The sequence below is a fragment of the Streptomyces sp. ICC4 genome, assembly GCF_003287915.1.
Classification (GTDB): Bacteria; Actinomycetota; Actinomycetes; order Streptomycetales; family Streptomycetaceae; genus Streptomyces; species Streptomyces tritrimontium.
In genome coordinates this window covers 7517887-7542417 of the sequence record NZ_CP030286.1, presented here as the reverse complement: position 1 = coordinate 7542417, position 24531 = coordinate 7517887, and the positions used below count along the sequence as shown (strand labels likewise).

Sequence of the window (24531 nt, the reverse complement as noted above, 5' to 3'; positions counted from 1 at the left end):
TACAACCCGCCCCCGTGTCAAACGGCAGAAGCCCGCAACGGCCACTCGAACGGTAACCCGACAAGTGCCATTTCTGCCGCCCGGATGCCGCGCCGGGCGCTCGGCGATCACTGGGCAGGGTGGTCCGGGGGCCGTCTGGCCCCGCTCCCGCACCCCTCTTCACGTCGGCGTTTACCGCCCGGGGCACATTCCGGAGACCCGGTGAAACCCGGCGCGCCGTGGCGGCCGGGGCGGGATCCGGAACCCTCCCGCGTGTGAGCGGCCGTACGCCGCCACCCGCCGGTCCCTGATACCCCTCCCCCTCTGCCGTTCCGCTGCGCATTGTAGATCGCGGAGGGCGCCGCGTGCGCGTGCCCGGGGGTCAGCCTAGGCCTCGCATGGAGCAGGGCGTGAGGTGGTAAGGTCCGCGAGGGGCTAGTCCTGTCGAGTCGCCGTACGTCGGACTCTCTTCATGGTGAAGAGGACCGGGACTCCGAGGAGGGCGAGGGCGGCTTCGGGCCCGTGGTCCCGGCGCGCGGCCGCGATCTCCTCGAGGTTCCACACCATGTGCCCGACGACGGTGCGGCGCGGGCCGCGGGCCTCGACGGTGCCCCGGACCAGGAGCAGCCCGGAGTGGAAGACCGTGTGGGCGCAGGCTTCGTGGCTGTCCTCGAAGAACGCGATGTCGACGAGCCCGCGGCCGTCCTCCAGGGTCACGAAGATGATCCTCTTGCCCGAGGGGATCGGGGGCGTCTGGGTGGAGGCACGGACGCCCGCGACGAGGACCGGCCGGCCCGGGCCCATCTCCGCGAGGTGGGCGGAGTCGGTGGCGCCGATCTCGCGGAGCAGGCGGTGGTGGTGCTCCATCAGGTGCTGGGAGACGTCGATGGACAGGATGTCGATCTCGGCGGTGAGGGCCTCGCGGCTGGTCATCTCCGGCAGGCCGGAGGGTTCGGCGGTGACGAGTTCGCCGCCGAGGGCCAGCTGTCCGTCTGCCGCCCGGCTCCCGGTGTGGCGGTGGAGCTCGGACAGCTGGAGGAGCAGGTCACGGCGGGTGAGCGGCCCGCGCAGGGCGTCGAGGGCTCCGATCCGGACCAGCCGCTCGGCGACCGGCAGCGCGGGGCGGGCCCGCTCCCAGAAGTCCTGCAGGCCGGCGTAGGGCCGGCCGGCGGCGATCCGCGCGGTCTGCTCCTCGCTGATCCCCTTCACCGACGACAGCGCGAGCCGCACCCCCCACGTACCGTCCGGCGTCCGCTCGACGCGGTGTCCCGGATCGGAGCGGTCGACGTCCACGGGCAGGACCGGCACGCCGTGGCGGCGGGCGTCGGAGACGATCACCCGGGGCGGCCACATCCCGGGATCGTGCTCCAGCAGTCCGGCGTAGAGGGCGGCGGGGTGGTGGGCCTTGAGCCAGGCGGACTGGAGGGCGGGCACCGCGAAGGCGACGGCGTGCGCGCGGCAGAACCCGTACGCGCCGAAGGCCGCGACGATCTCCCAGACCTCGTCGAGGACCTCCTCGCCGTAACCGCGGGCACCAGCCTGCCGCCGGAACCACGCCTCCACCCGGGGCAGCCGGCCGGGTCCGGCGAGGGCGCGGCGCGCGATCTCGCCCAGCGCGCGGTCGCAGCCGGTCATCACCGCGAAGATGTCGATGATCTGCTCGTGCCAGATGGTCACGCCGTAGGTGTCGGCGAGCACGGGTTCCAGGTCGGGGTGCGGGTAGCGGGGGGCGGCGCCGTGGCGGGCGGCGATGTAGAGGGCGGGCATGCCGCCCTTGACCGGGCCCGGCCGGAACAGGCTGATGTCGGCGATGACGTCCTGGACTCCGCGCGGCTGGAGCCGGCTGACGAGGTCCTGCTGGCCGGGGCTCTCCAACTGGAACATCCCCACGGTGCGGGCCTGCCTGATGAGCTCGAACGCGCCGGGATCGTCCAGCCGGACGTGGTCGGGGTTGTCGAGGTCGAGCTGGCGCCCGGTGGTGCGGCGGATCTCGGCGACGGCGTGCGCCATCGCCGACTGCATCCGCACCCCGAGGACGTCCAGCTTGACGAGGCCGAGGTCCTCGACGTCGTGCTTGTCCGCCTGGACCATCGGGTACTTCCCGCCCGGGGTCGGCTGCACCGGCAGCCGGTCCAGGAGCGAGGCGTTGGAGATGATGACGCCGCACGGGTGCATGGCGTAGCCGCGCGGCAGGGCGTCGAGGCCCTCGGCGAGCTCCCACAGCGGCCCGAACGAGCCGGCCTCCGCGGCGAGCTGCTTCAGCTCCGGCAGGGTGGTGAGCGCGTCGCGGATGTCGCAGGCCCGGATGTGCGGGAAGGCCTTCGCGATCCGGTCCACGACCTGCGGGGCCAGGCCGAGGGCGAGGCCGGTGTCGCGCAGGGCGTGGCGGGCCCGGTACGTCTCGGGCATCCCGGCGACGGCCACCCGCTCGGTGCCGAACCGTTCGATGATCCGGTCGTAGACCTCCAGCCGGCGGGCCGATTCCACGTCGAGGTCGATGTCGGGGAGCGAGGCCCTGCGGACGCTGAGGAACCGCTCGAACAGCAGATGGTGTTCGAGGGGGTTCGCCGTGGCGATGAAGAGCGCGTGGTTGACCATGCTCCCGGCGCCGGACCCGCGGGCGGCGACCCGGATGCCCATGGACCGGATGTCCGATACGACCTGTGCGACCGCCAGGAAGTAGGACTCGAAGCCCAGCTTCCCGATCACGCCGAGCTCGTACTCCAGCCGTTCGACCGCCCGGGGGTCGCGGTCCAGTCCGCGCGCGAACATCCCCTCCGCGCAGCGTCGGCGGAGCAGGTCCGCGGCGCCGGACGGGCCGGGGGCGGCGCCCACCGCCTCCTGCTCGGGGAAGGCGGGCCGCCCGGCGGCGATGCCGAGGTCCGCCTTCGGGTCGACGGCGCACAGCTCTGCCGTACGCGCGGTCTCCGCGAGCAGCTCCGCCGCCCGGCCGGGGCCGGAGCCCGGGTGCGCTCCCGCGGCGGCGGCGATCCGCTCGGCGGCCTCGGCCATCTCGGCCGGCCCCTTCAGCCAGCGCTCTCCGCAGTCCAGCCGGCGGCGGTCGATCGGGCGCAGCAGGCGGGCCGCGTCCAGGACGTCGGCGATGCGGTGCTGGGCGGGATCGGCGTAGCGGACGGCGTTGGTGAGCACCGCCGGGATGCCGAGCCGGTCGGCCAGGTCCAGGGTGCGGGCGGCCAGCCGCAGCGAGCCCGGCCCGGTGCCGGGGAGGCCGTACCAGAGGACTTCCAGCCGGAGGTCCGGGCCCGCGAGCTCCCGCCACGGGGCGAGGAGCCGCTCGGCGAGGTCGGGCCGGCCGGACGCGAGGGCCCGCACGGGCTCGGACACCGGTCCGAGCATGACCACCAGTCCCTGGCCGGCGTACCGCTCCAGCACCTGCCGGGACACGACGGGCGGGCCGCCGGCGGCGTCCGCGTGGGCGGCGGAGACCAGCCGGCACAGCCGGGCCCAGCCGTCGGCGTCGCGCGCGAGGAGGGTGACCCGCAGGGCGGGCTCGGCGACGTGCGCACCGCCCCGCACCGGGGTCCGCGCCCCGCCCGCGGACGGACGGGCGGAACCCCCGGGAGCGGCGGGGGGCCCTGCCGCGGGGCCCGTCGCTCCGTTCGGGCGTGCTGCTCCGTTCGGGACCGGCGCTCCGTTCGGACGTGCCGCTCCGTTCGGGCCTGCCGCTCCGTTCGGGCCTGCTGCTCCGTTCGGGCCTGCTGCTGCGGGGCCGAACGGAGCGACGGCGACATCGACCCCGAAGACCGGCCGGATCCCCGCCCCGGCGGCCGCCTTCGCGAAGCGGACCGCTCCGGCGACGGTGTCCCGATCGGTGAGCGCGAGCGTGCCGACCCCCCGCTCGGCGGCGCGTTTGACCAGGTCGGATGGGTGAGAGGCCCCGTAGCGGGCCGAGTAGCCGCTCGCGGCATGGAGGTGCGCACAGCCACCCACGGGCCACCTCCGATCGACCGACCACCCCTTTCCAGCCACTCTGACCAGATACAACCATCATATCGAACATAATTCGAACAGCGCGACTCCCGACCACCCGCCCGGCACCACGGGCGCCGCTGCGACCGAGCCCTTCAGCTGCGTGCGACGGGATGCCGAAACGTGTTGCAGCTGGGCGATCAGGGGCCTGGTGGAATACAGCTCGACCTACCGCCGGCTCCGAGTCCCTTCCGCCACAGAGCCCGCGCCGCTCAGGCGGTGGCGCGGCGGCCCGGCACCTTCGCCGTCATTGGCTCCGCGTACGGTCTGCGCATGGTTGATCAGAGACCCCCCTTGTCATCGGTGTCCGACTTCACGACCTGGGAGCCGGTGCTGCGGCTCATGCTGGCCGACGACACGGATCGGCGTGCCGCCCGGTCGGCGCGCGTCGCAGGACGCATCAGCCAATACGGCACGAGCCTTGCGCATCGGGGACCCATGTCGTCGGCGGCGCGGACCGCGGTGGAGGGCATACAGCGCGCGCTCGCGCACGGAAGGGTCCGGGAGATCGCATTCAGGGCAGAGGCCCACCCAGACGGAAGGACCACGCTCGGCCTGGTCTGGCCGACCCCCGTTGTGGAACCGGCTCTTGGCTACGCGGACCTGGGGGTGCTCGTCCTGGCCGACGGCTCCCTGGCCGAGCCCTGGGGCCGCCGCCCGGATCCGGTGCCCGGGGCAGTGCCGGCACCATCGGCGGATCCGGAGTTGCTGGAGCGGACGCTGCGCGAGCGGTTGCCTGACGCCGTCGGAGCGACGGAGGAGGAGATCGCTGCCGCCGAAGCGCGTCTTGGTGTCACGCTGTCCGATGAACTCAAGGTGCTGTACCGGGTGACACGGGTGTACTCGGGCGACGGCTTCCCTCTCGAAGAGGCGGACCGCGCCGGCGAGGCGGTCGGCTGCGAGCTCTCCGGACTGGAGCACCTGTACAGCGTCGACGCGGCAGTGCGTCACCCCGGCTGGGATCACGGCGCGACGCATGCGGTCAGCACCGCGTCCGACGCAGCGGTGCAGGCCCTGGCCGGCTCCCCTGGCTGGATCGGCTTCGGGAGCAACGGCGGCGACGAGTTCGCCGTCGACCTGACTCCCGGCCCCGCCGGACACTTCGGGCAGGTCATCCTGGTCGATCACGAGCAGAGCCTCGGTGCCGAGCTCGTGGCCGATTCCCTCACCGACTTCGTCCTGGGCCGGATGCGGGAGGAACGCCGTGACCGTCGCGAAGACGGGCTCCCGGCCGTGGCCAGAGTCGGCACCGGATGCCTTGAGACCATCCAGGCCGCCGCCCATCCCGCCCTGGAAGTCCTGACCATCGGAGCCTGGGACGGCGCACCGTTCAGGCTCGCGCCCGTCAGGGACCTGCCCCGTCTGCGGACTCTTACCGCCTTGCCCGGCACGCTGGCCGACCCCCTGGAGGTCGCTGGGCTCGCTGGACTGGAGTTCCTGGAACTCGGCGCGCTGGAATGGCGCGTCCTGCTGGACGCCGGAGCTGTCCCGCGCACCCTGAAAGCCGCGGCCATTGCGGTGCGGGATCAAGACCACCTGCCCGTCGTGGCCCTCGCCAACGAGATCCTGGCCCTCTGGGACCGTCCCAAGATCGTACAAACGCTCCTCGCGGGAGACCTCGGCCCCGCGGTCTGACCGGCGGGGCCGCACCAACCGACGCAGCGCACGCCCCACGGGAGCCGAGCGGCGTCACGCTGGTGCGCGGCCCGACAGCCATTCAACTCCAGGCGTTCCGTGCCGCTGAAGGAAGGTCTTGGGGATCCGTCCGGCAAGAACTGGCGGCTCGGATCCGCCGAGACGGGGGAACGGCCGAGGAGTTCAGGGGGCGGGGAGGCCACGAGATCCAAGCGCGCATCCCCGTTGTTTCCCCTCGGGGCGGGGAGAAGCCGCTGAATGCGCGGATCATCGGCCGCGACGGCCCGGGCCGGCTGCTGCGGGGCATGATCACCGGGGTAGGTGCCGACCCGGGGAGCGTGGACGAATGGTCCTATGAAACGTTCGACCGTACCGCTGTCAGCATCACGGAGGCTGTGGGGCCGGGCAGTTCCGCCGTGGAGTTGTGGTGTCCTCCGCGCGAAGCAGGGTGATGCCCGGGGCCCGTCCGGCGGAACAAGGTGGTTGTCGTTCGTCTCGGCCGTCGGTGGCACGGGGCGACAGAACAGCAGGGGAGACCGGTGTGATCATTGCGCAAGAGGTCGTATTCGACCCGCGGGAGATGCTCCAGCTCTACGAGTCGGTCGAATGGGAGGGCTACACCCGCGACGTCGACAAGCTCTGCCGCGGGTTGGCGAACTCGCACCTGGTCATCACCGCCCGAGACGAATCGGGCTCGCTCCTCGGACTGGCCAGGACGATTTCCGACGACGAGAGCGTCTGCTACGTGCAGGATCTGCTGGTCAACCCCGCGTTCCACCGGCAGGGCATCGGCCGGGAACTGCTCGAGCACCTGAAGGCCCGTTACGCGCACTGCCGCTTCTTCCTGTTGTCGACCGACCACGAATCGACGCCCGAGGGGAAGCGCAACCACGCCTTCTACCGGTCGCTGGGGTTCCTCTCCTACGAGGAGAAGCGGATGTCGGCGTTCGGCCTGCCCAGGGTTCGCTGAACCGGGCAGCGAGCCCGGGGCAGGAGCCGGACCGATCTTCGTGACGTCCGCCTCGAAGGCGTGCCGTCGGGCAGACTGCGCCCATGCAGCTCCCCGCCGAAGCCGTCGCCGCCACCGTGCTGATCGAGGTCGTGAAGATCTCCGCGCACCCGAGGAAGCCGAGCGACCCGTATCCCGGCAGCGTGGTCGCCCACTGGGCCGAGGGCGAAGTCGCCGACGCCCTGGCCCTGATCGAGGACCTGCCCGGCAGCGGACAGCACCGCTGCGGATTCTCGCCGGGCTGGAGCATGACGGCGTACGACGACTCCCTCGACCTGGCGCTGTTCGAGGCGGCCTTCTGCTTCAGCTGCCACGAGGTCCGCATGCGCGGAACCGCCGTGCCGCCCGAGCTGGGCAGGCAGTTCTTCCACGCGGACACCCCGCCGGCCCGGGCCCTCCTGGCACTCTTCCGCGCCGCGACCCCGTAGCCGCATCGACCCCGTGGCCGCCTCGGCCCCCTAGCAGACCGGCCGCGGGGGTCCTGACCGGAGGCTTCCCGGGGACACCGCGCGCGGTGCGGCGTACGCTCGTCGGCAGGGACTCGTGGCCGACACCGCGGGAGGAACCGTGGCCGTGACCGAGCTCGGCGATCTGATCGAGATCGACGACCGGACCGTGCTGGTCCTCGGGCAGGAACTGGACGTCGAGCACGGGCAGCCCGACGTCGCCAACGCACTCGTCCACCGGGTGGGCGACACTCTGGTCCTCGTCGACACCGGCGTCACGGAGGCCTTCCGCGCGGCACTGCGCGAGGCGGCCGACCGGGTCGGGCCGTGGTCCCGGGCGCTGCTGCTGACCACGCACGGCCATCTCGACCACGTCGGCAACAACGACCTCGCCGACGAGCTGGGCGTGCCGGCCGAGCACTACGTGCCCGCCCCCGACCTCGACCAGATGCGGGACCCGGTGTCGTACTGGCTGCGGTCCTTCGACCGCATCGCCGGGTTCGCGCCGATGCCCGCGCCGCCCGCCCTGGCCGGCAAGCTGGTGCCGCTCTTCCGGCCGATGCGGCCCTTCGGCGCGACCACCCGGACCTACGAGGAGCGGCCGCCGGAGCAGATCCGGATCGGCTCGCTCCGGTTCATCGGCTGGACCTTCGCCGACGGCGCGGTCCGCGTGCTGCGCAGCCAGGGCCACTGCGCCGGTCACGTGATCGTGCACCTGGCCGACTGCGGCGTCCTCCACCTGTCCGACGAGGGCAACGGACCCTGCGGCGCGATGGCCGATGCCGACCAGCTCAAACTCCAGACCGTACTCGGCGCCGCCGCCCTCCTCTTCGAGGAGGGCGGAGCGACGCTCCTCACCGACGGGCACACCTTCGCCGTGCGCCGCGGCGCCGAGGCCGTGCCCTACCTGGACGGGCTGCTGGAGCAGGCCACCGCCCTGCAGGGGGCGGCGCTCGCACTGACCGGGGAGAGCGGATCGGTCCGGCCGAGCACGTTCACCGACCGCTACCTGGAAGCCTTCGCCGCGCTGGGGGGCGGCGGAGCCAACCCGAACGCGATGTTCACGGCCATGATGGCGGCCAACCAACTCCGCGAGCTCGGGCTGCGTCCGGAGTCCGACGGCCCCGACGCACCCTGGTCCCGGCCCGCGCTCCACCACCCCACCCCCACGCCCCCGACCGCCAGCGCCCGAGGCTCCAGAAGGGCCTGCGCCCTCTTGGACCCCGAAACCCAGACCCCCCACGTCCCCTCGTGGGGCCGGGCCCTAGCCGGCATCGCCCAACACGGGCAGGAGGACACCGTGCAGGTCCGGGCCAGCGGCACCCCCGACCCCGGGGGCCCCCCCCCCCGCCACTGGACCGCCCACGGCCAGCCCCAGACGCCGGTCGCCGGTCAGGTGTACTCCGAACTCGTCGCCTCCGCAGGGCCCGCCGCCGCCCCGCACGGGAGCTATCTGGCGACCATGCCCCGCTCCGCCCCAGCACACGCCCGAGGACACCTCCGCGATGACGACGACCCTCCCCGCCGAAGCGACCCTCCCCGCCGCGGCGCTGCTTCCCGCCGAAGCGGTGCTTCCCGGTGAAACGATGCTCCTCGACGACACGGCCCGCCTGCGCGCGGCAGCCGCGTTCGTGCAGGAACACGACAGCGCCACCCTGCTGCCCCTCCTGCTGCCCGGCCTGCGCGGACCGGAACTGGAGTCGGTGGCCGCGCACTGCCGGTTCGCCCACGCCGGGCTGCTGATCTTCCCCTCCGATCCGCAGGATCTGCGTACCCGGTTCGCCGACTGCGGGCTCGCCACCGACACCCCGGCACAGCCCAGCGTCGTCGTACGGGCGCGGCTCGCCCGGCGCCACCACCGCGACGCGGCCGAGCTCGACGTCCGGATCCTGCGCCCGCGCGTCCACGGCCCGGCCGGGGAGCGCCGCGTGGTGGAGGTGTTCACGCTTGCGGTGCCCGCCCGCTCGGACCTGGAACCGATCGCCGCGCACGAACGCGCCCGCGGCCACGAGGCCCACCTGGCCTTCGAACTGAAGCATCAGGACCCGCTGTTGCTGCGCGGCCTGTGCGCGGTGCTCACCCGTCACGGCGCCCGCCCCGACGGCGGCGGGTACAACCCGCACGAGGACGGCACCGTCCTGTACTTCACCACCCCCGCGGACGCGGCGTGCGGTTACCGGCGACTCGAGCTCTACGTGCCCGGCGCCCACCATGACGCCCTCGCCGCCCATCTCGACGGTCACCCGGGCACGGACACCAGCCGCTCCGCCGAAGCGCTCCTCCGGCTCCTCACCGGAGCGTGGACCACCCAGGCCCTCGCCGCGTTCGCACGCCTGCGCCTGCCCGAGGCCATGGAAACCGGCGCCGCCACCGGCATCCGGGAACTCGCCCGGCGCACCGGGACCCACCCCGACAGCCTCGCCACGCTCCTGCGCTACCTCACGATGCTCGACGTCGTGGCCGAGCACCCCGAGGGGCAGGAAGGCTTCCGCCTCACCCCCCTCGGCGGCCTGCTGCGCGCGGACTCCCCGGACACGATGCGCCCACTGGCCCTGATGTACGGGGGCGCCTTCTACCGCTCGTTCGCCGCCCTCGACCACACCGTGCGGACCGGTCAGCCGGCCTTCGACGAGCTCTTCGGCGAGAACCACTTCGACCACTTCGCCCGCGACCCCGAACTCGCAGACCTCTTCGACCGTTCCATGGCGGCGAGTTCACGCATGTTCCAGCCGCTGCCCGCCCACCCGGTGATCACGGCCGCGGCCCAGGCGCCCGCCACCCGGACCGTCGTCGACGTGGCCGGCGGAACCGGGGAACTCCTCGGCCGCATCCTGACCGCGCACCCCACGCTGCGCGGCCGGCTCCTGGAGCGCCCCCACGCCGTCGAAGCCGCCCGCCGCTCGCTCGACGCCACGGGCTGCGGCGCCCGCTGCGACTACCACAGCGGAGACTTCGCCGACGTGCCCCACGGCGGCGACGTCTACGTCCTCTCCCGCGTCCTGCACGACTGGGACGACGACCGGTGCCGGGAGATCCTGCGCCACTGCGCCCGCGCGATGCCGGCCCACGCCGACCTGCTGATCGTCGAACGGCTCCTGCCCACCGACGGTTCCCCCTCACTGGCCACGGCCTGGGACCTCCACATGATGTGCAACGTGGGCGGCCGCGAACGCAGTGCCGAGCACTACGCCCGGCTGCTCGCCGACGCCGGACTGGAACTGCTCGACCGCAGCCCGCTGCCCCTGGAGACGTACGTCCTGCATGCGCGAAAGGCGCCCGCGGGACCCATGGCCGCACCGTGAACGCCGTCGCCGCTGTCGCTGTCGCTGTCGCCGCCGGCCCCGGGGGGACGGCGGCGACGGGTGATCCCTCACCCGCGGCACGCGGGAAGGGTGGGAGGAGCCGTCAGCGGACGGCCGCGGCGAGGGCGGCGGCGTCCGAGTCGTAGGGGGCGAAGGCGATGTTGTTCTTGCAGCCGAGTTCCTCGAAGGTGCTGACCTTGGTCTCCGGATCGGTGTAGGTCAGCCGGAACTTGCAGGCGCCCTTGATGTAGCGGCCCTTGACCCCGCCGGGGAAGTCGATCTCCTTGTTCCAGAGGTAGGGCGAGTTGTAGTCGTTGAGGCGGGCCGTCGCGTTGACGTCGATGCCGCCGGGCGCGTAGATCTCGTAGACCCAGCCGGTCTTGGCACTGCCGTAGGTGGCGAACTTCTGGGCGACCCACTTCTCACAACTGGTGCTGAGGTGCGCGCTGTTCTGCCCGCCGCCCTTGACGATGTACTCGGCGAGCGGGGTCACCTCATCGCCCCGGGGCGTGAAGCCGGTCTCGAAGATCTCCTCGACCGTTTCGCGGGTGTCGCCGCGCCACAGGGTGTTCACATCCGTACGCCACTGCCACCGCTCCGCCGCCGAGGCGGAGGCCACGGGTCGGGCGAGCGACGGGTTGGTCGTCGTGCGCCACCAGTCCCAGGCCCGGTATTCGACCGTCGGGCCACACGGTGTCGTCAGCTCGTCCGCGGCGGCGGCAGCCGTGACGGCAGCCGGCGCGGAGGCCGTGGCGGCTGCCGTGGCGGAGGCCGGCGCGGAGGCCGGGGAGACGGCCGCGGCGGCCGGGGCGATGGCGGCGGCGGAGAGGACGGAGAGCGCGGCGAATACCCGCAGGGCGGACTGCATCGTGGTGACGACCCATCAGTAGACCAATGTGACCGGCCCCTTTATAAGGGCGGGTGCCGCCTTCTGCCGGGCGTGGTGCGAAGGGTCCACCCAAGTGGGTGGATCAGTCGTACTGGGGAAAGGAATCGGCTGGTCCGAGGCCGCGCGCCGGAACACCCCCGGGACCCGCGCGTGTTGACCGGACATGATGATCAGCGAAGCCGCCAGAGTCAGCGGCGTCAGCGCCAGAGCGCTGCGGTACTACGAGGAAGAGGGGCTGATCGCCCCCGACCGCGGCCACAACGGCTACCGGCGCTACTGCCGGGCCACCATCGACCGCATCCGCGTCGTCCGCTTCCTGGTCGAGTCCGGACTGCCCATGCGGCTGATCAAGGAGGTCATGCCCCACCTGCCGGTCGATGCCGTCCCGGAGGTGGTGTGCCCCGAGTTCCTGGCGGACGTACGGGGGTACCGCGACCGGCTGGCGGAACGGATAGCGGGGCTGACCGCCCAGCAGTCGGCGCTGGACGCCTTCCTGGGAGCCGCCGCGGCCGACGGGTGAGACGGGCTTGACCTTGACACCTGCGTGAGGCTTCTACGGTCGGGTTCATGAACACCGACACGCAGCAGGTACTGGTCCAGAACTCGGACCGGGGACCGGAAGACCTTGCCCTCGCGACCGCACCCGTCCCGGTCCCGGGGCCGGGCGAGTACCTGATCCGGGTGGGCGCGGCGGGAGTCAACTTCGCGGACGTCATGCAAAGTCGCGGGACGTACGAGGGAGGGCCGAAGGCGCCGTACGCGGCGGGGTTCGAGGCCGCCGGCGAGATCGTCGCCGCGGGCCCCGGCATCGACGGCCCGCTCGCCGTCGGCACCCACGTCGTCGGTGCGGGCCCCGGCGCCTTCGCCCGGTACATGACGATGCCCGCCGCCGCGGTGATCCCCGTTCCCACCGGCTGGAGCGACGCCGAATCCCTCGGCCTCGTCCTGAACTGGGCCACCGCCCTCGCCGCGCTGAGGCCGCTCGGCGAGATCAAGGCCGGCCAGACCGTACTGGTTCACGCCGCCGGCGGAGGCGTCGGCCAGGCCGCGGTCCGCCTCGCGGACCACTACGGCGCCCACGTCATCGCCACCGCCTCCCAGGCCAAGCACCACACCGTAAAAGAGCTCGGCGCCCACGAAGTCCTCGACTCCGCCCGCCCCGACCTGGCCGAAGAAGTCCTGCGCCTGACCGGAGGCGTCGACATCGTCCTGGAATCGGTCGGCCGGACCACCTTCCCCGCCAGCCTGGCGGTCACCCGACCCGTCACCGGGCGCATCATCGTCTTCGGCGCCGCCTCCGGCCACGCCACCGTGTCCACCCACGACCTGCTCTTCACCCACCGGGTCCAGATCAAGGGCCTGCACATCTTCGCCCTCGCCGCCGCGGCCCCCGCCGTCTTCGCCGACCTGCTCACCGAGCTGGAAGCCCTGATCGCCGACGGCGTGTACCCGCCCGGCACCCCCCAGATCCACCCCCTCGCCCAGGGGGCGACCGTGCTGCGCCGGCTCGAAGCCCGCGAGACCCAGGGCAAGCACGCTCTCGACCCATGGCGTTGAATGCCGGTGCCCGGCCGGGGGAGCCCCGCATCGACCGTCGCGGTCTTCACCGGCCCGGACGGGCGATGTCGGTGCCGGGGCTTACCGTGCCGGTCATGAGCATGAACGGTCAGTACCTGCGCCTCACCCCCGCCGAACTCGAGCGCGCGCTCCACGATCCGGACTGGGCCTCCCGGTACGCGCACGCCTCGTACGAGAGCGATGACCAGGTCGCCTCCGCCCGCGTGCACGAGACCGACAAGGCGTGGAACGCCCTCGACTTCCTGCTGCAGCGGCGCGGCTTCCCCGTGGACGTGGTCTTCGGAGAGGCCGACATGCCCTGGCCGGAGGGTCACGACTGGGGTTACGGCCCGCCCCGGCTGCTGACCGCCGACCGGGTGCGCGTCGCCGCCGACGCCCTCGATGCCCACGGTCCCGACGTGTTGACGTCCGGTGTCACCCCGGCGGACCTGGCCGGGGCCAACGTCTACCCGCAGACCGTCTGGGACCGGGGCGAGGAGCCGGACTGGATCGCCGCGCACTGGGCCGCTCTCGGCCCCTACCTCCGCGCCGCCGCCGACGAGGGAGACGCCCTCCTGCTCTGGATCTCCTGAACCACGGCGGATGCCCGGCGGCGGTCCCGGACGCTCACGCCGCGGGTTCCGGCTCCGGCGGCCCCCACGGGCTGCGCCACTGCTCGGCGATGACCCGCGCCCGGCGGAAGTGCTCCGCGGCCTCGGTCTCGCGGCCCAGGAGCGCGGCCAGTTCGCCGAGGGTGCGGGCGACCGGGCGGACCGCCACGGTGAACCCGGAGGAGGGCGGCGGGGCATCGCGGTAGGGCAGCAGGGCCGCGTACAGCTCCTCGGCGCCCCGCCGCTCACCGAGCAGCACCAGGGTCATCGCCCGGAAGGTCCCGAAGACCTTGAACAGGTAGTCCGTACGCAGCGGTCCGGCCTGGGCGAGGACCTCCCGGGCCTCCTCCGCCTCCCCGGCCGCGGCCAGCGCGACCGCGAGCAGGTCCGCCGCGGGGGAGCCGAACGCCGCGTACACCTCCCGGGCCCAGGGCAGCTCCTGCGCCAACCGCCCCTGGCTCGCCCGCAGGGTGGCGATCGCGACCACGAGGATCCCCTCGGCATGCGGCGAACCCTGCCGGGCCATCCGCGCGGCCGACTGCCGGTAGCGGCGCTCCGCCTCCTCGACCCGGCCTTCTACGTGGGCCAAGGTCGCCGCCGCGGTCTCCCCGACGGCCAGGGGACCCGGCATGCGCCGGGCCCGCGCGAACTCCGTGCACTGCCCGAGGAGCCGGTGCGCCCCGGCCACATCGCCCTGCGCGCCCAGCGCGGTGGAGCGGATGAACATCCCGTACCACGCGTGGGCCGGCAGGTCGTGCGCGGCGCCGAGCCGCTCGAGCTCCCGCCCCAGCTCGGCCCGCTCCGGCCACTCCCGGTCCGCGTCCAGCTCCTTGACCAGCGTCGTGAGCGCCCCGGCCCGCAGCACCGGATCGCCGAGGCCCTCGGCGAGCGCGAGCGCCTCGCGCGCAGCGGCCCGTACGGCGGGCAGCTTCGCGTCGGACAGCTCGGCGGCGTACGCGCCCAGCAGCCGGCACCGTACGGCGGGTTCGAGGCGGCCGGGCCGCTCCAGCAGGCGTTCGAGGATCTCCACCACCGGCTTGTCGACCGTGCCGTAGGGGCGGGTCTGCCACGGAGTCGGCTCGCTCCACGCCGTGAACGCGCCGATCAGCAGGTCCTCCCGCCCGGCGCCGACCGCGCGGTCGATCGCCGTGCGCCGTGTCTCGCGGGCCGCCATGACCGCCCCCGCCCGCACCTGCGCCCGTACCAGTCGGCCCAGCAACCCGGCGCGTTCGGCCTCCCGGTCGCCGCCGGCGGCCGCCGGGATCCGATCGGCGCAGGCCACCGCCTCGGCGAGCACCGAGGCGGCCACGTCGTGGGCGTACCGGCTCTCGGCGAGGGCGGCCGCCCGCAGGCAGTGGTCCACGGCTTTCGCCGCGGTGGCGGCGGAGGCCGCGCGTGCGTAGTGGTGGGCCAGCGCGGAGACGTCGCACGAGCCGAGGTGCTCCAGGCTCGCCCCGATCCGCCCGTGCATCCGCGAGGAGCGCAGGTGGCTGAGATCGGTCAGCAGGGTGTCACGCACCAGGGCGTGCGCGAACCGGATCCGCCCGGGATCCGGTTCCACGAGCAGGCCGGCGAGCAGCCCGGCCTCCAAAGCGCCCAGTACGGCGTCCTCATCGGCGTCCGCCGACTCGACCAGGACCTCGACGGCGGACTCCCGCCCCGCGACGGCGGCCAGGCGCAGTACGGAGACCACCGGGTCGGGGAGGCGTCCGAGCCGGCGCCGCAGCACGTCCCGCACGCCCTCGGGCACCTCGGACAGCGCCACCAGCGATCCCTCGCTGCCCAGCAGCCTCGCGCTCTCGCGGACGTAGAAGGGGTTTCCCCCGGTCCGTTCGGTCAGCGCGGCCACCGTCTCCGCGTCCACCTCGCGGGGCCCGCCCACCGCCCGCACCACCTCGGCCACCGACTCCTCGGCCAGCCCGCGCAGGGCCACCCGGGCCGGTGAACGCCGCGCCAGCGCGGCCAGGGTGTCGCCGAGCCGGCCCTCCACCTCGTCCGGGCGGTACGCGCCGACGACCAGCAGCGGTGTCCCCGGGGCCAGGTCGACCGTGCCCGACAGCAGGGCGAGCGTCTCGGCGTCGGCCCAGTGCAGGTCGTCCAGCAGGAGGGCGACGGGCCGGCCGCGCGCCGCCTCCGTGAGCCACTGCCAGACCGCGCGGTGCAGCCGGAACCGCCCCACGGCGACGTCCTCACCGGCGGGCCGCGAAGCGGCGGGCGCGCCCTCGGCGAGGAGCGGCGCGAGCACGGCGGCGGCCCCCGGCGCGGGCGGAGCGGCGGCCGCGACGGTACGCAGCGCCTCGACCCACGCCCAGGCGGGCGGCGCTCCCTCGGCGTCGGTGGTGCGGCCGACGGCGACGAGCCAGCCGTCCGCGCGCAGCCGGTCGCCGAGCCGGTGCAGCAGGGCCGACTTGCCGAGTCCCGCTTCGCCGGTGACCAGGGCGACGGCGGGGCCGGCGGTCAGGGCGCGGTGCGCTGCCGCGGCCAGCCGCCCGATCTCCTCGTCCCGACCGACGAAGAGGTCCATGCCGTCGTCCGGGCCGCCGACCGCCGGTTCGCCGACCGCCGTTCCGTGCGGTGCCGGGCCACCCCGCGGTGGTACGCCGTCCGCCGGGCCACCCCGCGGTGGTACGCCGTCCGCCGGCGCGGCAGGCGCCGACCGCTCGGCCGCCGGCTCCGCGGGTCCTGGCCCTGGCCCGGAGCCGGGACCCGGCCCCTGTCCCGGCAGCCGCGCCGCCACCCCGCCCGGGAGCGCCGCATCCGTGGCCTCCCGCAAGAGGCCGTTGTCCTGGGCCAGGACCGCCTTCTCCAGCTCGACCAGCGCCGGGCCCGGGTCCAGGCCCGCCTCCTCGGCCAGCACCGCCCTCGCCCGGCGCAGCGTCGCGAGCGCGTCGGCCTGCCGCCCGGCGGCCCACAGCGCGAGGGCGTGCAGCCGCCAGGCCTCCTCCCGCAGCGGCTCCTCGCCCGTGAGCAGCGCCGCCTCGGCGACGGCCTCCGCGCCGGCGGGGCCCCCGAGCCCGGTCCGGACGGCGAGTTCGCGGGCGGCCAGCCGGAGTTCGCCGAGCCGCATGATCTCGGAGCGGGTCCACGGCTCGTCGGCGAAGTCCGCGTAGGCCGGGCCCCGCCACAGCGCCAGCGCCTCGCGGAGCAGGCTCCGGGCGGCACCCGGCTCGGTGGTCGCCCGGCGGCGGGCCTCGCCGAGCAGCCGTTCGAACCGCCATGCGTCGACCGCGTCCTCGGGCATCCGCAGCGCGTACCCGGGGGGCGCGCTCACCAGCAGCCGGGCGGAGGTGTAACACAGTGTGGGTCGGCGGCAGGGTCAGATGTGATTAGGGAACAGGAACTGCAGGGACTTGGTCTGGAGGTACTCGGCGAGGCCGTGCGGGCCCAGCTCGCGGCCCACACCCGACTTCTTGTACCCGCCGAAGGGTGCGAGCGGGTTGAAGCGGCCGCCGTTGATGTCCACCTGGCCGGTGTCCATCAGGCGGGCGAAGGCCACGGCCGTCTCCTCGTCCGCCGCCCAGACGGCCCCGCCCAGCCCGTAGTCGGTGCCGTTCGCGATGGTCAGGGCCTCGTCCTGGTCCGCGTACGGAAGGATCGAGAGCACCGGGCCGAAGATCTCCTCCTGGGCGATGGTCATCTCGGGCGTGACGTCGGCGAAGACGGTCGGGGCGATGAAGTACCCCTGCGCGTGCGGCGCCTCGGGCCCGCCCGCGACGAGGCGCGCGCCCTCCTCCACGCCCTTGGTGATGAAGCCGCGCACGCGGTCGCGCTGCTTGGCGCTGACGACCGGGCCGAGGCGGGTGCCCGGGTCGAGCGGGTCGCCGGAGGCGTACTTGGCGGCGGCCGCGGCGGCGAGGGAGACCGCCTCCTCGTACTGGTCCCGGTGGACGAGCATGCGGGTGAGCGCGTTGCAGCTCTGGCCGGCGTTGTTCATGACGTGACCCACGCCTGCCGCGACGGCCTTGGCCAGGTCGGCTCCGGGCAGGATGACATTGGCCGATTTGCCGCCCAGTTCGAGGGCGACCCGCTTGACGGCGGCGCCGGCCGTGGCGCCGATCTGCTTGCCGACGGCGGTGGACCCGGTGAAGGAGACGAGGTCGACCCCTTCGTGGGCGGCCAGCGCCTGGCCGGCGACCAGGCCGGTGCCGGTCACCAGGTTGAAGACTCCGGCCGGGATCCCCGCCTCGTGCACGGCTTCGGCGAAGAGCTGTGCGGTCAGCGGGGTGTCCTCGGCCGGCTTGAGGACGATGGTGCAACCTGCGGCGAGGGCGGGCGCCACCTTGGCAACGATCTGGTGCAGCGGGTAGTTCCAGGGCGTGATCGCCCCGACCACGCCGACCGGCTCGAGCAGCACGGTCGAGTTCCCGATCCGCTCTTCGAAGGCGTACGAGGCCCCGAGCTCGGCGAACGAGGAGGCCACCGCGACCGGCGCCCCGACGTGGACCATCTCCGAGAAGCCCAGCGGCGATCCCAACTCGGCGGTGATCGTCTCGGCCAGCTCGCCCTTGCGGGCGATCAGCACGTCGCGCAGCGCCCCGATGAGGGCGGCGCGCTCGGCCGGGGGCGTGGCCGCCCAGGCCGGGAAGGCCGCGCGGGCCGCGCGTACGGCCGCGTCCACGTCTTCCGCCGTACCGGACGGGACCGAGGCGAGGAGCCGCTCGTCGGCCGGGTTGAGCACCTCTATCCGGTCGCTGCCGAGGGCGGCCCGCCACTCGCCGCCGATGTACATCCCGTCGTGGGCCTTCATGGCATTCCTCCCGAGCACGCACGAGCGCGTAGACCTGACGTCGCCAACACCCTACAAACTAGCGTCGGTAGTTTTGCGGGCGCCAGAGGCGGAGGGGGTCAGATGATGCCGAAAAGCATCCCTGCCGCCAGGACCACCAGCGAGGTCAGAGCCGCCCATTTCACGGTGAATCGGGTGTGGTCGCCGAACTCGACCTTCGCCATGCCGACGAGGACGTAGACGGCCGGAACCAGCGGGCTCGACATGTGCAGGGCCTGGCCGACCAGGGAGGCGCGGGCGATCTCGAGCGGGGACACCCCGTGGGCGGCGCCCGCTTCGGCGAGGACGGGCAGGACGCCGAAGTAGAAGCCGTCGTTGGACATGAAGTAGGTGAGGGGCAGGCTCAGCAGGCCGGTGACGAGGGCCATGTGCGGGCCCATGCCCTCGGGGATGGCCCCGACGAGCCAGTCGGCCATGTGCTTGACCATGCCGGTGCCGGTGAGGACGCCGGTGAAGACGGCGGCGGCGAAGACCATGCCGGCGACGTTCAGGACGTTGTCGGCGTGGGCGGCGATCCGGGCCTTCTGGTCCGGCATGTGGGGGAAGTTGACGGTGAGGGCGAGGGCGGCGCCGAGGAGGAACAGCACCGGGATGGGGAGCAGCTCCATGATCATGGCGGTCAGCAGGGTGACGGTGAGGCCCGCGTTGAACCAGTAGAGGCGGGGGCGCAGGGTCGCGCGGTGCGGGTCGAGGCCCTGGAGGCCGTCCTCCTCGGGGGCGCCGCCCGCGGCGGTGCCGGAGGACTCGGAGGCCCCGGAGGACGGGGCAGACGGGACGGACGGGGTACGTGCGCTCCCGCCGGCCGGGGTGCCGCCGGTGGCGGAGACCAGGACCTCCTCGGCCGGGTCCGCGTCGCCGGGGAGCGTCAGCAGCCCGATGCGGCGGCGCTCCTTGAGGCCGAGGACGTAGGCGAGGACGAAGACGAAGAGGAGGCCCGCCGCGAGCGCGGGGATCATCGGGACGAAGATGTCGGAGGCGTCCAGCTTGAGGGCGGTGGCGGCACGGGCCGTGGGGCCGCCCCAGGGCAGGGTGTTCATGACGCCGTTGGCGGTGGCCGCGACCCCCGTCATCACCACCAGGCTCATGCCGAGCCGCTTGTACAGCGGGTACATGGCCGAGACGGTGATCATGAAGGTGGTCGAGCCGTCACCGTCGAGCGAGACGATGGCGGCGAGGACCGCGGTGCCGACCACGACGCGCATCGGGTCGGCCTTGCAGAAGCGCAGGATCCCGCGCACGACCGGGTCGAAGAGGCCGACGTCGATCATCACGCCGAAGTAGACGATGGCGAACATCAGCATGGCGGCGGTCGGCGCGAGCTTGCCGACCCCGTCGATGACGTAGCCGCCGAGCTGCGCGCCCTGTCCGGCGAACACGCAGAAGAGCGCGGGGATGAGGACGAGCGCCGCGATGGGCGACATTTTCTTCAGCATGATCAGGACCAGGAAGGTCGCGATCATGGCGAAGCCGAGGAAGGTCAGCATGTGGGGGAACCTAGGTGCCGCCTCCCGGGGCCAACAAGACGTCCGCGCGTGAGCAATACGAGCAAAACCCCAGCTCAGAGGATGGGTGTCAGTTCCACGGGGAAACCGTTGAGCACGGCCGTGCCGGAGAGCGGGTCGAGGCGGGTGCCGTCGAGGAGCTGGTTGACGTTGACTCCGGGCGCGGCCGCGGCCACCGAGAGGCGGGTGCCGGCGCGGTCGTGACCCCAGCCGTGCGGGAGGCTGACGACCCCAGTCCGGACGGCGTCGGTGACTTCGACGGGGACCTCCAGACTGCCGCCGTCCGAGCTGACCTTGGCCGGCGCCCCGTCGGTGAGCCCGAGCCGGGCGGCGTCGTCGGGGTGGACCTGGAGGGTGCAGCGGTTGGAACCTCCCACCAGGGCCGGGACGTTGTGCAACCAGCTGTTGTTGGACCTCAGGTGGCGGCGGCCCACGAGCACCAGGGCGGCGGGGCGGTCGGCGAGCGCCGCGCGCAGCCGGGGAAGCTCGGCCGCGATCGGGTCCGGCAGCAGCTCGATCCTGCCGCTGCGCGTCTTCAGCAGACCCGGGAGCCGGGGCCGCAGCGGGCCCAGGTCGATGCCGTGCGGGCGCGCGAGCAGCTCCTCCAGGCTGAGGCCGGGTCCCGGCGCGCCGTCGGGCAGGGCCGCGCCGGCCTCCGTACCGCCGCCGGCCTCCGTACCGCCGCCGGAAGCGGTGCCGGCGGCGGAAGCGGTACCGGCGGCGATGCGGGCAACGGTGTCGGCGTGGCCAGTGGCGGCGGCGGTGTCGGCCGCGGGGGCGGCGGCAGCTGCGCTCCGGCGGGTGTCCTCGGTGCTGTCCGGCCGGGTGGCCGCGGGCAGGGCGGATTCCGCGCCGAACCGGTCCCCGTACGGGCCGAGGCGCAGCATCAGGTCGAGGCGGCGCTCGGGGCCGCGGGCCCCGCAGAGCAGCCCGGCGAGGCGTGCCGGGTCCTGCCCGTGCAGCGGGGAGCACGGGTCGGCGCTCTCCCGGGCGAGGGTGGCCTGGATCGCCAGGTCGTCCACGGCCGCCGGGTCGGCTCCGTGCATGCCGGAGACGGCCAGGACGAGGCGCGCGTGGATCTCGCACTCGTCCATGCGGCCCTCTTCGAGCGGGACGGCCCGCGGCGAGTAGCGGACCTGGTTGTGGATGGCGAAGGTGTTGAAGGAGAAGTCGAAGTGGGCGCTCTGCGAGGACGGCGGCGGGGGCAGGACGACGTGCGCGTGGCGTGAGGTCTCGTTCAGGTACGGGTCGACGCTGACCATGAAGTCGAGCCCGGCCAGGGCCTCGTCGAGCCGCCGGCCGTCGGGGGCGGACAGCACGGGGTTCGCCGCGATGGAGACGACGGCACGGATCCGCCCCTCCCCCGGGGTCTCGATCTCCTCCGCCAGAGCGGCCATGGGGAGCTCGGCCTTGGCCTCGGGGTGGCCGCTGACCCGGCTGTGCCAGCGGCCGAGGCGGAAGCCCTTGCCGGGGCCGGCCGGCCGGGGTGCGCGGTCGGTCGCGGACAGCGGGAACAGGGCTCCGCCCGGACGGTCGAGATTGCCGGTCAGGACGTTCAGCACGTCGACCAGCCAGCTGGCGAGCGTGCCGTACGCCGTCGTGCTGCTGCCGATCCGCCCGTAGACGGCGGCGGTCGGCGCGGCCGCGAGGTCGCGGGCGAGGGCGCGGATCTCTTCGGCCGTGAGGTCGCAGGCGGGGGCAACGGCCTCAGGAGTGAAACTACCGAGCGCTTCGGCGAGTTCCCCGATCCCCTCGGTGAGTTCCGCGAGCGCCCCGAGGCCCGTCTTCTCCTCGGCGAGCAGGGTGTGGGCCAGGGCGGCGAGCAGCAGCGCGTCGCTCCCGGGGCGCGGCGCGAGGTGCCGGTCGGCGAGTTTGGCGGTGCGGGTTCGGCGCGGGTCGACGACGACGAGGGTCCCGCCCCGGGCTCGCAGCGCCTTGAGCCGGCCGGGGAAGTCGGGGGCGGTGCACAGGGAGCCGTTGGACTCGACCGGATTGGCCCCGAGGAGCAGCAGGAAGTCGGTGCGGTCGAGGTCGGGGACGGCAATGGCGAAGGGATCGCCGAAGAGCAGCCCGCTGGAGACGTGTTTGGGCATCTGGTCGAGGGTGCTGGCGGTGAAGAGGTTGCGGGTGCCCAGCGCCTTGAGGAGCAGCGGCGGATAGAGGTGGCCGGCCATGGTGTGGGCGTTGGGGTTGCCGAGGACGACGCCGACCGACTGGGCCCCGTACTCCCCCACGAGGGCGGGGACGGCGGCGGCGATGGCCTCGAACGCCTCCTCCCAGGTGGCTTCCTGAAGCCGTCCGTCGCGCCGCACGAGGGGGCCGCGGAGGCGGTCGGGATCGGCGTCGAGTGCTCCGAAGGCGGCGCCCTTGGGGCAGATGAAGCCGCGGCTGAACACGTCGTCGCGGTCGCCTCGGGCGCCGGTGACCGTGGTGCCTTCGATGGTGAGGGTGAGGCCGCAAGTGGCTTCACAGAGGGGACAGACGCGCAGGGCGGTGCGGGGCATGGGCCCTCCAGGGGCGGCAGGCTGCGGCACGGGGGCGCGGCTGGTGCGGCCGCGCGGGCGGCACCGAGCATACCGACCGGTAGGGACGCTGGGGAGGGGTCGACGGTACCCGGTCGGCGGCACCGCGCCGGCGGCACCCGGCCGCCGGAGGGGTGCGTCAGTCCAGGACGCGGGCGAGGTAGGCGTGCATCATCGCGCGGGTCTCGGCGACGATGCCGGGGTCGCCGGCCGGGTCGTTGCGGAAGGCGAGCTTGGTCAGCGCGTCGGTGGCCTCGACCGCGACCAGGACGGCCCGTTCCAGGACGGGGTCCGGGGTGAGGGCGAGGTGGCCGGCGAGGAGCGCGGTGAGGCGGACGGCGACGAGGTGGTTGGGGTCGGAGGCCGGCCCCTCGGAAGGCGGCGCGGGCACCCCGAAGTCGACGAGGGCGAAGCCGGGAACGCTGCGCTTCATGACGAGGTACTCGTCCAGCACCACGTCCACGACCGGCCGCCACTCGGTGGCCCGGAGGTCGGCGAGCCGCTCTTCGATGGCGTCGGCGTAGGTGTCGAGGTTGCGGTGGGCGAGGGCGATGGCCATGGCCCGCTTGTTGCCGAAGAACCGGTAGACCGAGCCGATGGGCACGCCGGCCCGCAGGGCGACGGCCCGGGTGCTGAGGTTCTCGTACCCGGTCTCGTCCAGGAGTTCGGCACAGGCGTCGAGGATCCGGGCGAGCCGGTCGGCGCTGCGCTGCTGGATCGGCGTGCGGCGCAGGGGGTGGGCTGGGGACACGGGGTCCATCATGCCGCTCCTTGGTTCACAGGTCTGCGGCGGCACCGGTCCGCCGCGTCAGTTCAGCAGCAGGCTGAGGCCCCCGACGGTGTAGGTGATCATCAGCGCGAGCAGCGGCAGTTGCCCGGCGACGGCTTTCGCAGGCGGGAAGAGGCGTACGGAGCGGTCGTGCGCGGCGATGACTCCGAGCACGTGGCCGGTGACGACGGCGAGGACCTGGAGGGCGGCAAGGCCTCCGGGGCCCAGTGGTGGCAAGGGTTCCGGGGCGTTGTCAGTGCCGAGTGCCATGCTCACTGTGCGTGGTCCTTCGACTACCAGGAGGGAGAAGTAGTGGGCGATGAGATAGCCGAGCGCGATCGGTACGAGTGAGTGCGCGAAGGCGGTCAGCGGGCCGGGGTGCGGGCCGCAGACGAGGCGGGTGGCCGCCGCGCAGAGGCAGTAGAGGGCGGCGACGAGGGCGATGGAGCCGAGGAGTCCGAGGGTGGCCGCGGTCGTGCGGCCGAGGGGGGAGGTCTGGATCGCGTTGATCCACGAGGGGTTGTCGGAGAAGCCGTCGTAGGCGGTGGAGCCGAGCAGGACGCAGACGGTGGCGACGAGTCCGGGCCGCTCGGGCGTCGCGTCGAGTCCGTGAAAGGGGTTGCGCAGGACGAGGCGGCCGTCGTCGCGGCGGCCGAGGGGGGAGAGCCGGGCCAGGAGGGCGGAGTAGGCCTCGAAGGCGTCTCCGTCGGCGAACCAGCGCTCGCCGTAGCGGGCGGCGAACAGGAGTTGGACGGTCGCGTAGCCGGCCAGCGCGAGCAGGAGGGTGGTGGTGGAAGCGGGATCGGGAGAGACGAGCTCGAGCCAGGTGAAGGCGAACAGTCCGGCGGCGGCCGGCCATTGTCCGAGCCGCGCGGGGAGCGGGCGGGCCTGGCGGGGCCACCGCCGGGCGAGCGGGCGGTACAGCGCGCGGAGCGGGTTGAGGAGGCGCCAGACGGGGCCGAGAAGGAGGGAGGCGGGCACGAGGCCGACCCAGAGGAGTACGTAGACGGCGCCGGGAGCGGGGTTGCGGGCGGGGTCGTCGGGACCGAAGAGGAGGTGCAGGAGTACGGCGAGCGCGGCGGCCAGGCCGAGCCCGCGCAGGGCGGTGCGGGTGGCCGGCGCGTCGGCCACCCGCTGGAGCCCGGCGGGCAGGGCGATGCCGGAGCGGTCGCCGCGGAAGCGGGAGGCGGACCAGAGGAGTCCGAGGGCGAGGAAGGAGACGAAGAGGGCGGTGAAGGCGCCGGCGAACGCGTAGAAGGGAGAGATGGGCAGGTCGTGCTGGGATCCGATGCCGTGCGCGAGCTGGGCGAGTGGATCGGCCGGGTGGAGGACCACGCCCTGGCCGGGTCCGCCGCCGAGCGGCTCGTACGGGGCCGCGCCCGGCGCGAGCGGCGGCGGTACGGCCGGCCAGGCCGGCGGCGGCGCTGCCACGGCCGGGTTCACCGCCGTGCGCTCGGGGCGGGGGCCCCGGGCGGGCGCGGGGCCGGCAGCGGACCGGGGACGGCGGGCTGCGGCTGCGGCTGCCGCGTCGGGT

14 protein-coding genes and 3 pseudogenes are annotated in these 24531 nt (G+C 73.8%); 9 read left to right on the top strand and 8 right to left on the bottom strand.

The window, feature by feature from the left end:
* Window positions 1-471 precede the first annotated feature (471 nt).
* A pseudogene (gene dnaE / locus DRB89_RS35410) lies at window positions 472-3930 on the bottom strand (DNA polymerase III subunit alpha); the annotation flags it as partial.
* 333 nt (window positions 3931-4263) lie between these two features.
* On the opposite strand from dnaE, the gene DRB89_RS35405 reads away from it, so the two are divergent.
* The 6 genes and pseudogenes from DRB89_RS35405 to DRB89_RS35380 all read left to right on the top strand — a co-directional run bounded on the left by DRB89_RS35405 (window position 4264) and on the right by DRB89_RS35380 (window position 10361).
* Window positions 4264-5604 carry an SMI1/KNR4 family protein gene (locus DRB89_RS35405; protein WP_162689014.1) on the top strand — a complete coding sequence of 447 codons (1341 nt, stop codon included), beginning with the start codon at window positions 4264-4266 and terminating at the stop codon, window positions 5602-5604.
* 541 nt (window positions 5605-6145) lie between these two features.
* The gene (locus DRB89_RS35395) at window positions 6146-6574 is read left to right on the top strand and encodes a GNAT family N-acetyltransferase (protein WP_204357733.1); all 429 of its coding nucleotides are present in this window, start codon (window positions 6146-6148) and stop codon (window positions 6572-6574) included.
* 83 nt (window positions 6575-6657) lie between these two features.
* Window positions 6658-7041, top strand: coding sequence for a hypothetical protein (locus DRB89_RS35390; protein WP_112448994.1), 384 nt, complete (start codon window positions 6658-6660; stop codon window positions 7039-7041).
* A gap of 115 nt (window positions 7042-7156) precedes the next feature.
* Window positions 7157-7804, top strand: a pseudogene (locus tag DRB89_RS45280) (MBL fold metallo-hydrolase); the annotation flags it as partial.
* A 432-nt stretch (window positions 7805-8236) separates the two neighbouring features.
* Window positions 8237-8518 (top strand): annotated as a pseudogene (locus DRB89_RS45275) (hypothetical protein); the annotation flags it as partial.
* A 46-nt stretch (window positions 8519-8564) separates the two neighbouring features.
* A complete protein-coding gene (locus DRB89_RS35380; protein WP_343234645.1) occupies window positions 8565-10361 on the top strand; it encodes a methyltransferase in 1797 nt (598 codons plus the stop codon).
* Between the two features lie 103 nt (window positions 10362-10464).
* Here the strand turns inward: DRB89_RS35380 and DRB89_RS35375 are convergent, their stop codons facing one another.
* Window positions 10465-11229, bottom strand: coding sequence for a hypothetical protein (locus tag DRB89_RS35375; protein ID WP_204357876.1), 765 nt, complete (start codon window positions 11227-11229; stop codon window positions 10465-10467).
* Window positions 11230-11413: 184 nt separating this feature from the next.
* Between DRB89_RS35375 and DRB89_RS35370 the strand changes: the two genes are divergently transcribed.
* The 3 genes from DRB89_RS35370 (at window position 11414) to DRB89_RS35360 (ending at window position 13400) form a co-directional block, all read left to right on the top strand.
* A complete protein-coding gene (locus DRB89_RS35370; protein WP_112451843.1) occupies window positions 11414-11770 on the top strand; it encodes a MerR family transcriptional regulator in 357 nt (118 codons plus the stop codon).
* 47 nt (window positions 11771-11817) lie between these two features.
* Window positions 11818-12807, top strand: coding sequence for a zinc-binding dehydrogenase (locus tag DRB89_RS35365; RefSeq protein ID WP_112451844.1), 990 nt, complete (start codon window positions 11818-11820; stop codon window positions 12805-12807).
* A 95-nt stretch (window positions 12808-12902) separates the two neighbouring features.
* Complete coding sequence (locus DRB89_RS35360; protein ID WP_112454028.1) at window positions 12903-13400, top strand: YfbM family protein; 498 nt, start codon at window positions 12903-12905, stop codon at window positions 13398-13400.
* 34 nt (window positions 13401-13434) lie between these two features.
* Here the strand turns inward: DRB89_RS35360 and DRB89_RS35355 are convergent, their stop codons facing one another.
* From DRB89_RS35355 to DRB89_RS35325, 6 genes are all read right to left on the bottom strand, one after another.
* The gene (locus tag DRB89_RS35355; protein ID WP_162688853.1) at window positions 13435-16689 is read right to left on the bottom strand and encodes a BTAD domain-containing putative transcriptional regulator; all 3255 of its coding nucleotides are present in this window, start codon (window positions 16687-16689) and stop codon (window positions 13435-13437) included.
* A 45-nt stretch (window positions 16690-16734) separates the two neighbouring features.
* A complete protein-coding gene (locus DRB89_RS35350; protein WP_112463582.1) occupies window positions 16735-18165 on the bottom strand; it encodes an aldehyde dehydrogenase family protein in 1431 nt (476 codons plus the stop codon).
* A gap of 98 nt (window positions 18166-18263) precedes the next feature.
* Complete coding sequence (locus DRB89_RS35345) at window positions 18264-19688, bottom strand: citrate:proton symporter (protein WP_112452288.1); 1425 nt, start codon at window positions 19686-19688, stop codon at window positions 18264-18266.
* Between the two features lie 74 nt (window positions 19689-19762).
* Window positions 19763-22210, bottom strand: coding sequence for a molybdopterin oxidoreductase family protein (locus tag DRB89_RS35335; RefSeq protein ID WP_239516502.1), 2448 nt, complete (start codon window positions 22208-22210; stop codon window positions 19763-19765).
* Between the two features lie 157 nt (window positions 22211-22367).
* Window positions 22368-22988: a TetR/AcrR family transcriptional regulator gene (locus DRB89_RS35330; protein ID WP_112452289.1), complete on the bottom strand. Its 621-nt coding sequence runs from the start codon at window positions 22986-22988 to the stop codon at window positions 22368-22370.
* A 48-nt stretch (window positions 22989-23036) separates the two neighbouring features.
* Window positions 23037-24332, bottom strand: coding sequence for a hypothetical protein (locus DRB89_RS35325; protein ID WP_112454180.1), 1296 nt, complete (start codon window positions 24330-24332; stop codon window positions 23037-23039).
* Between the last annotated feature and the right edge of the window lie 199 nt (window positions 24333-24531).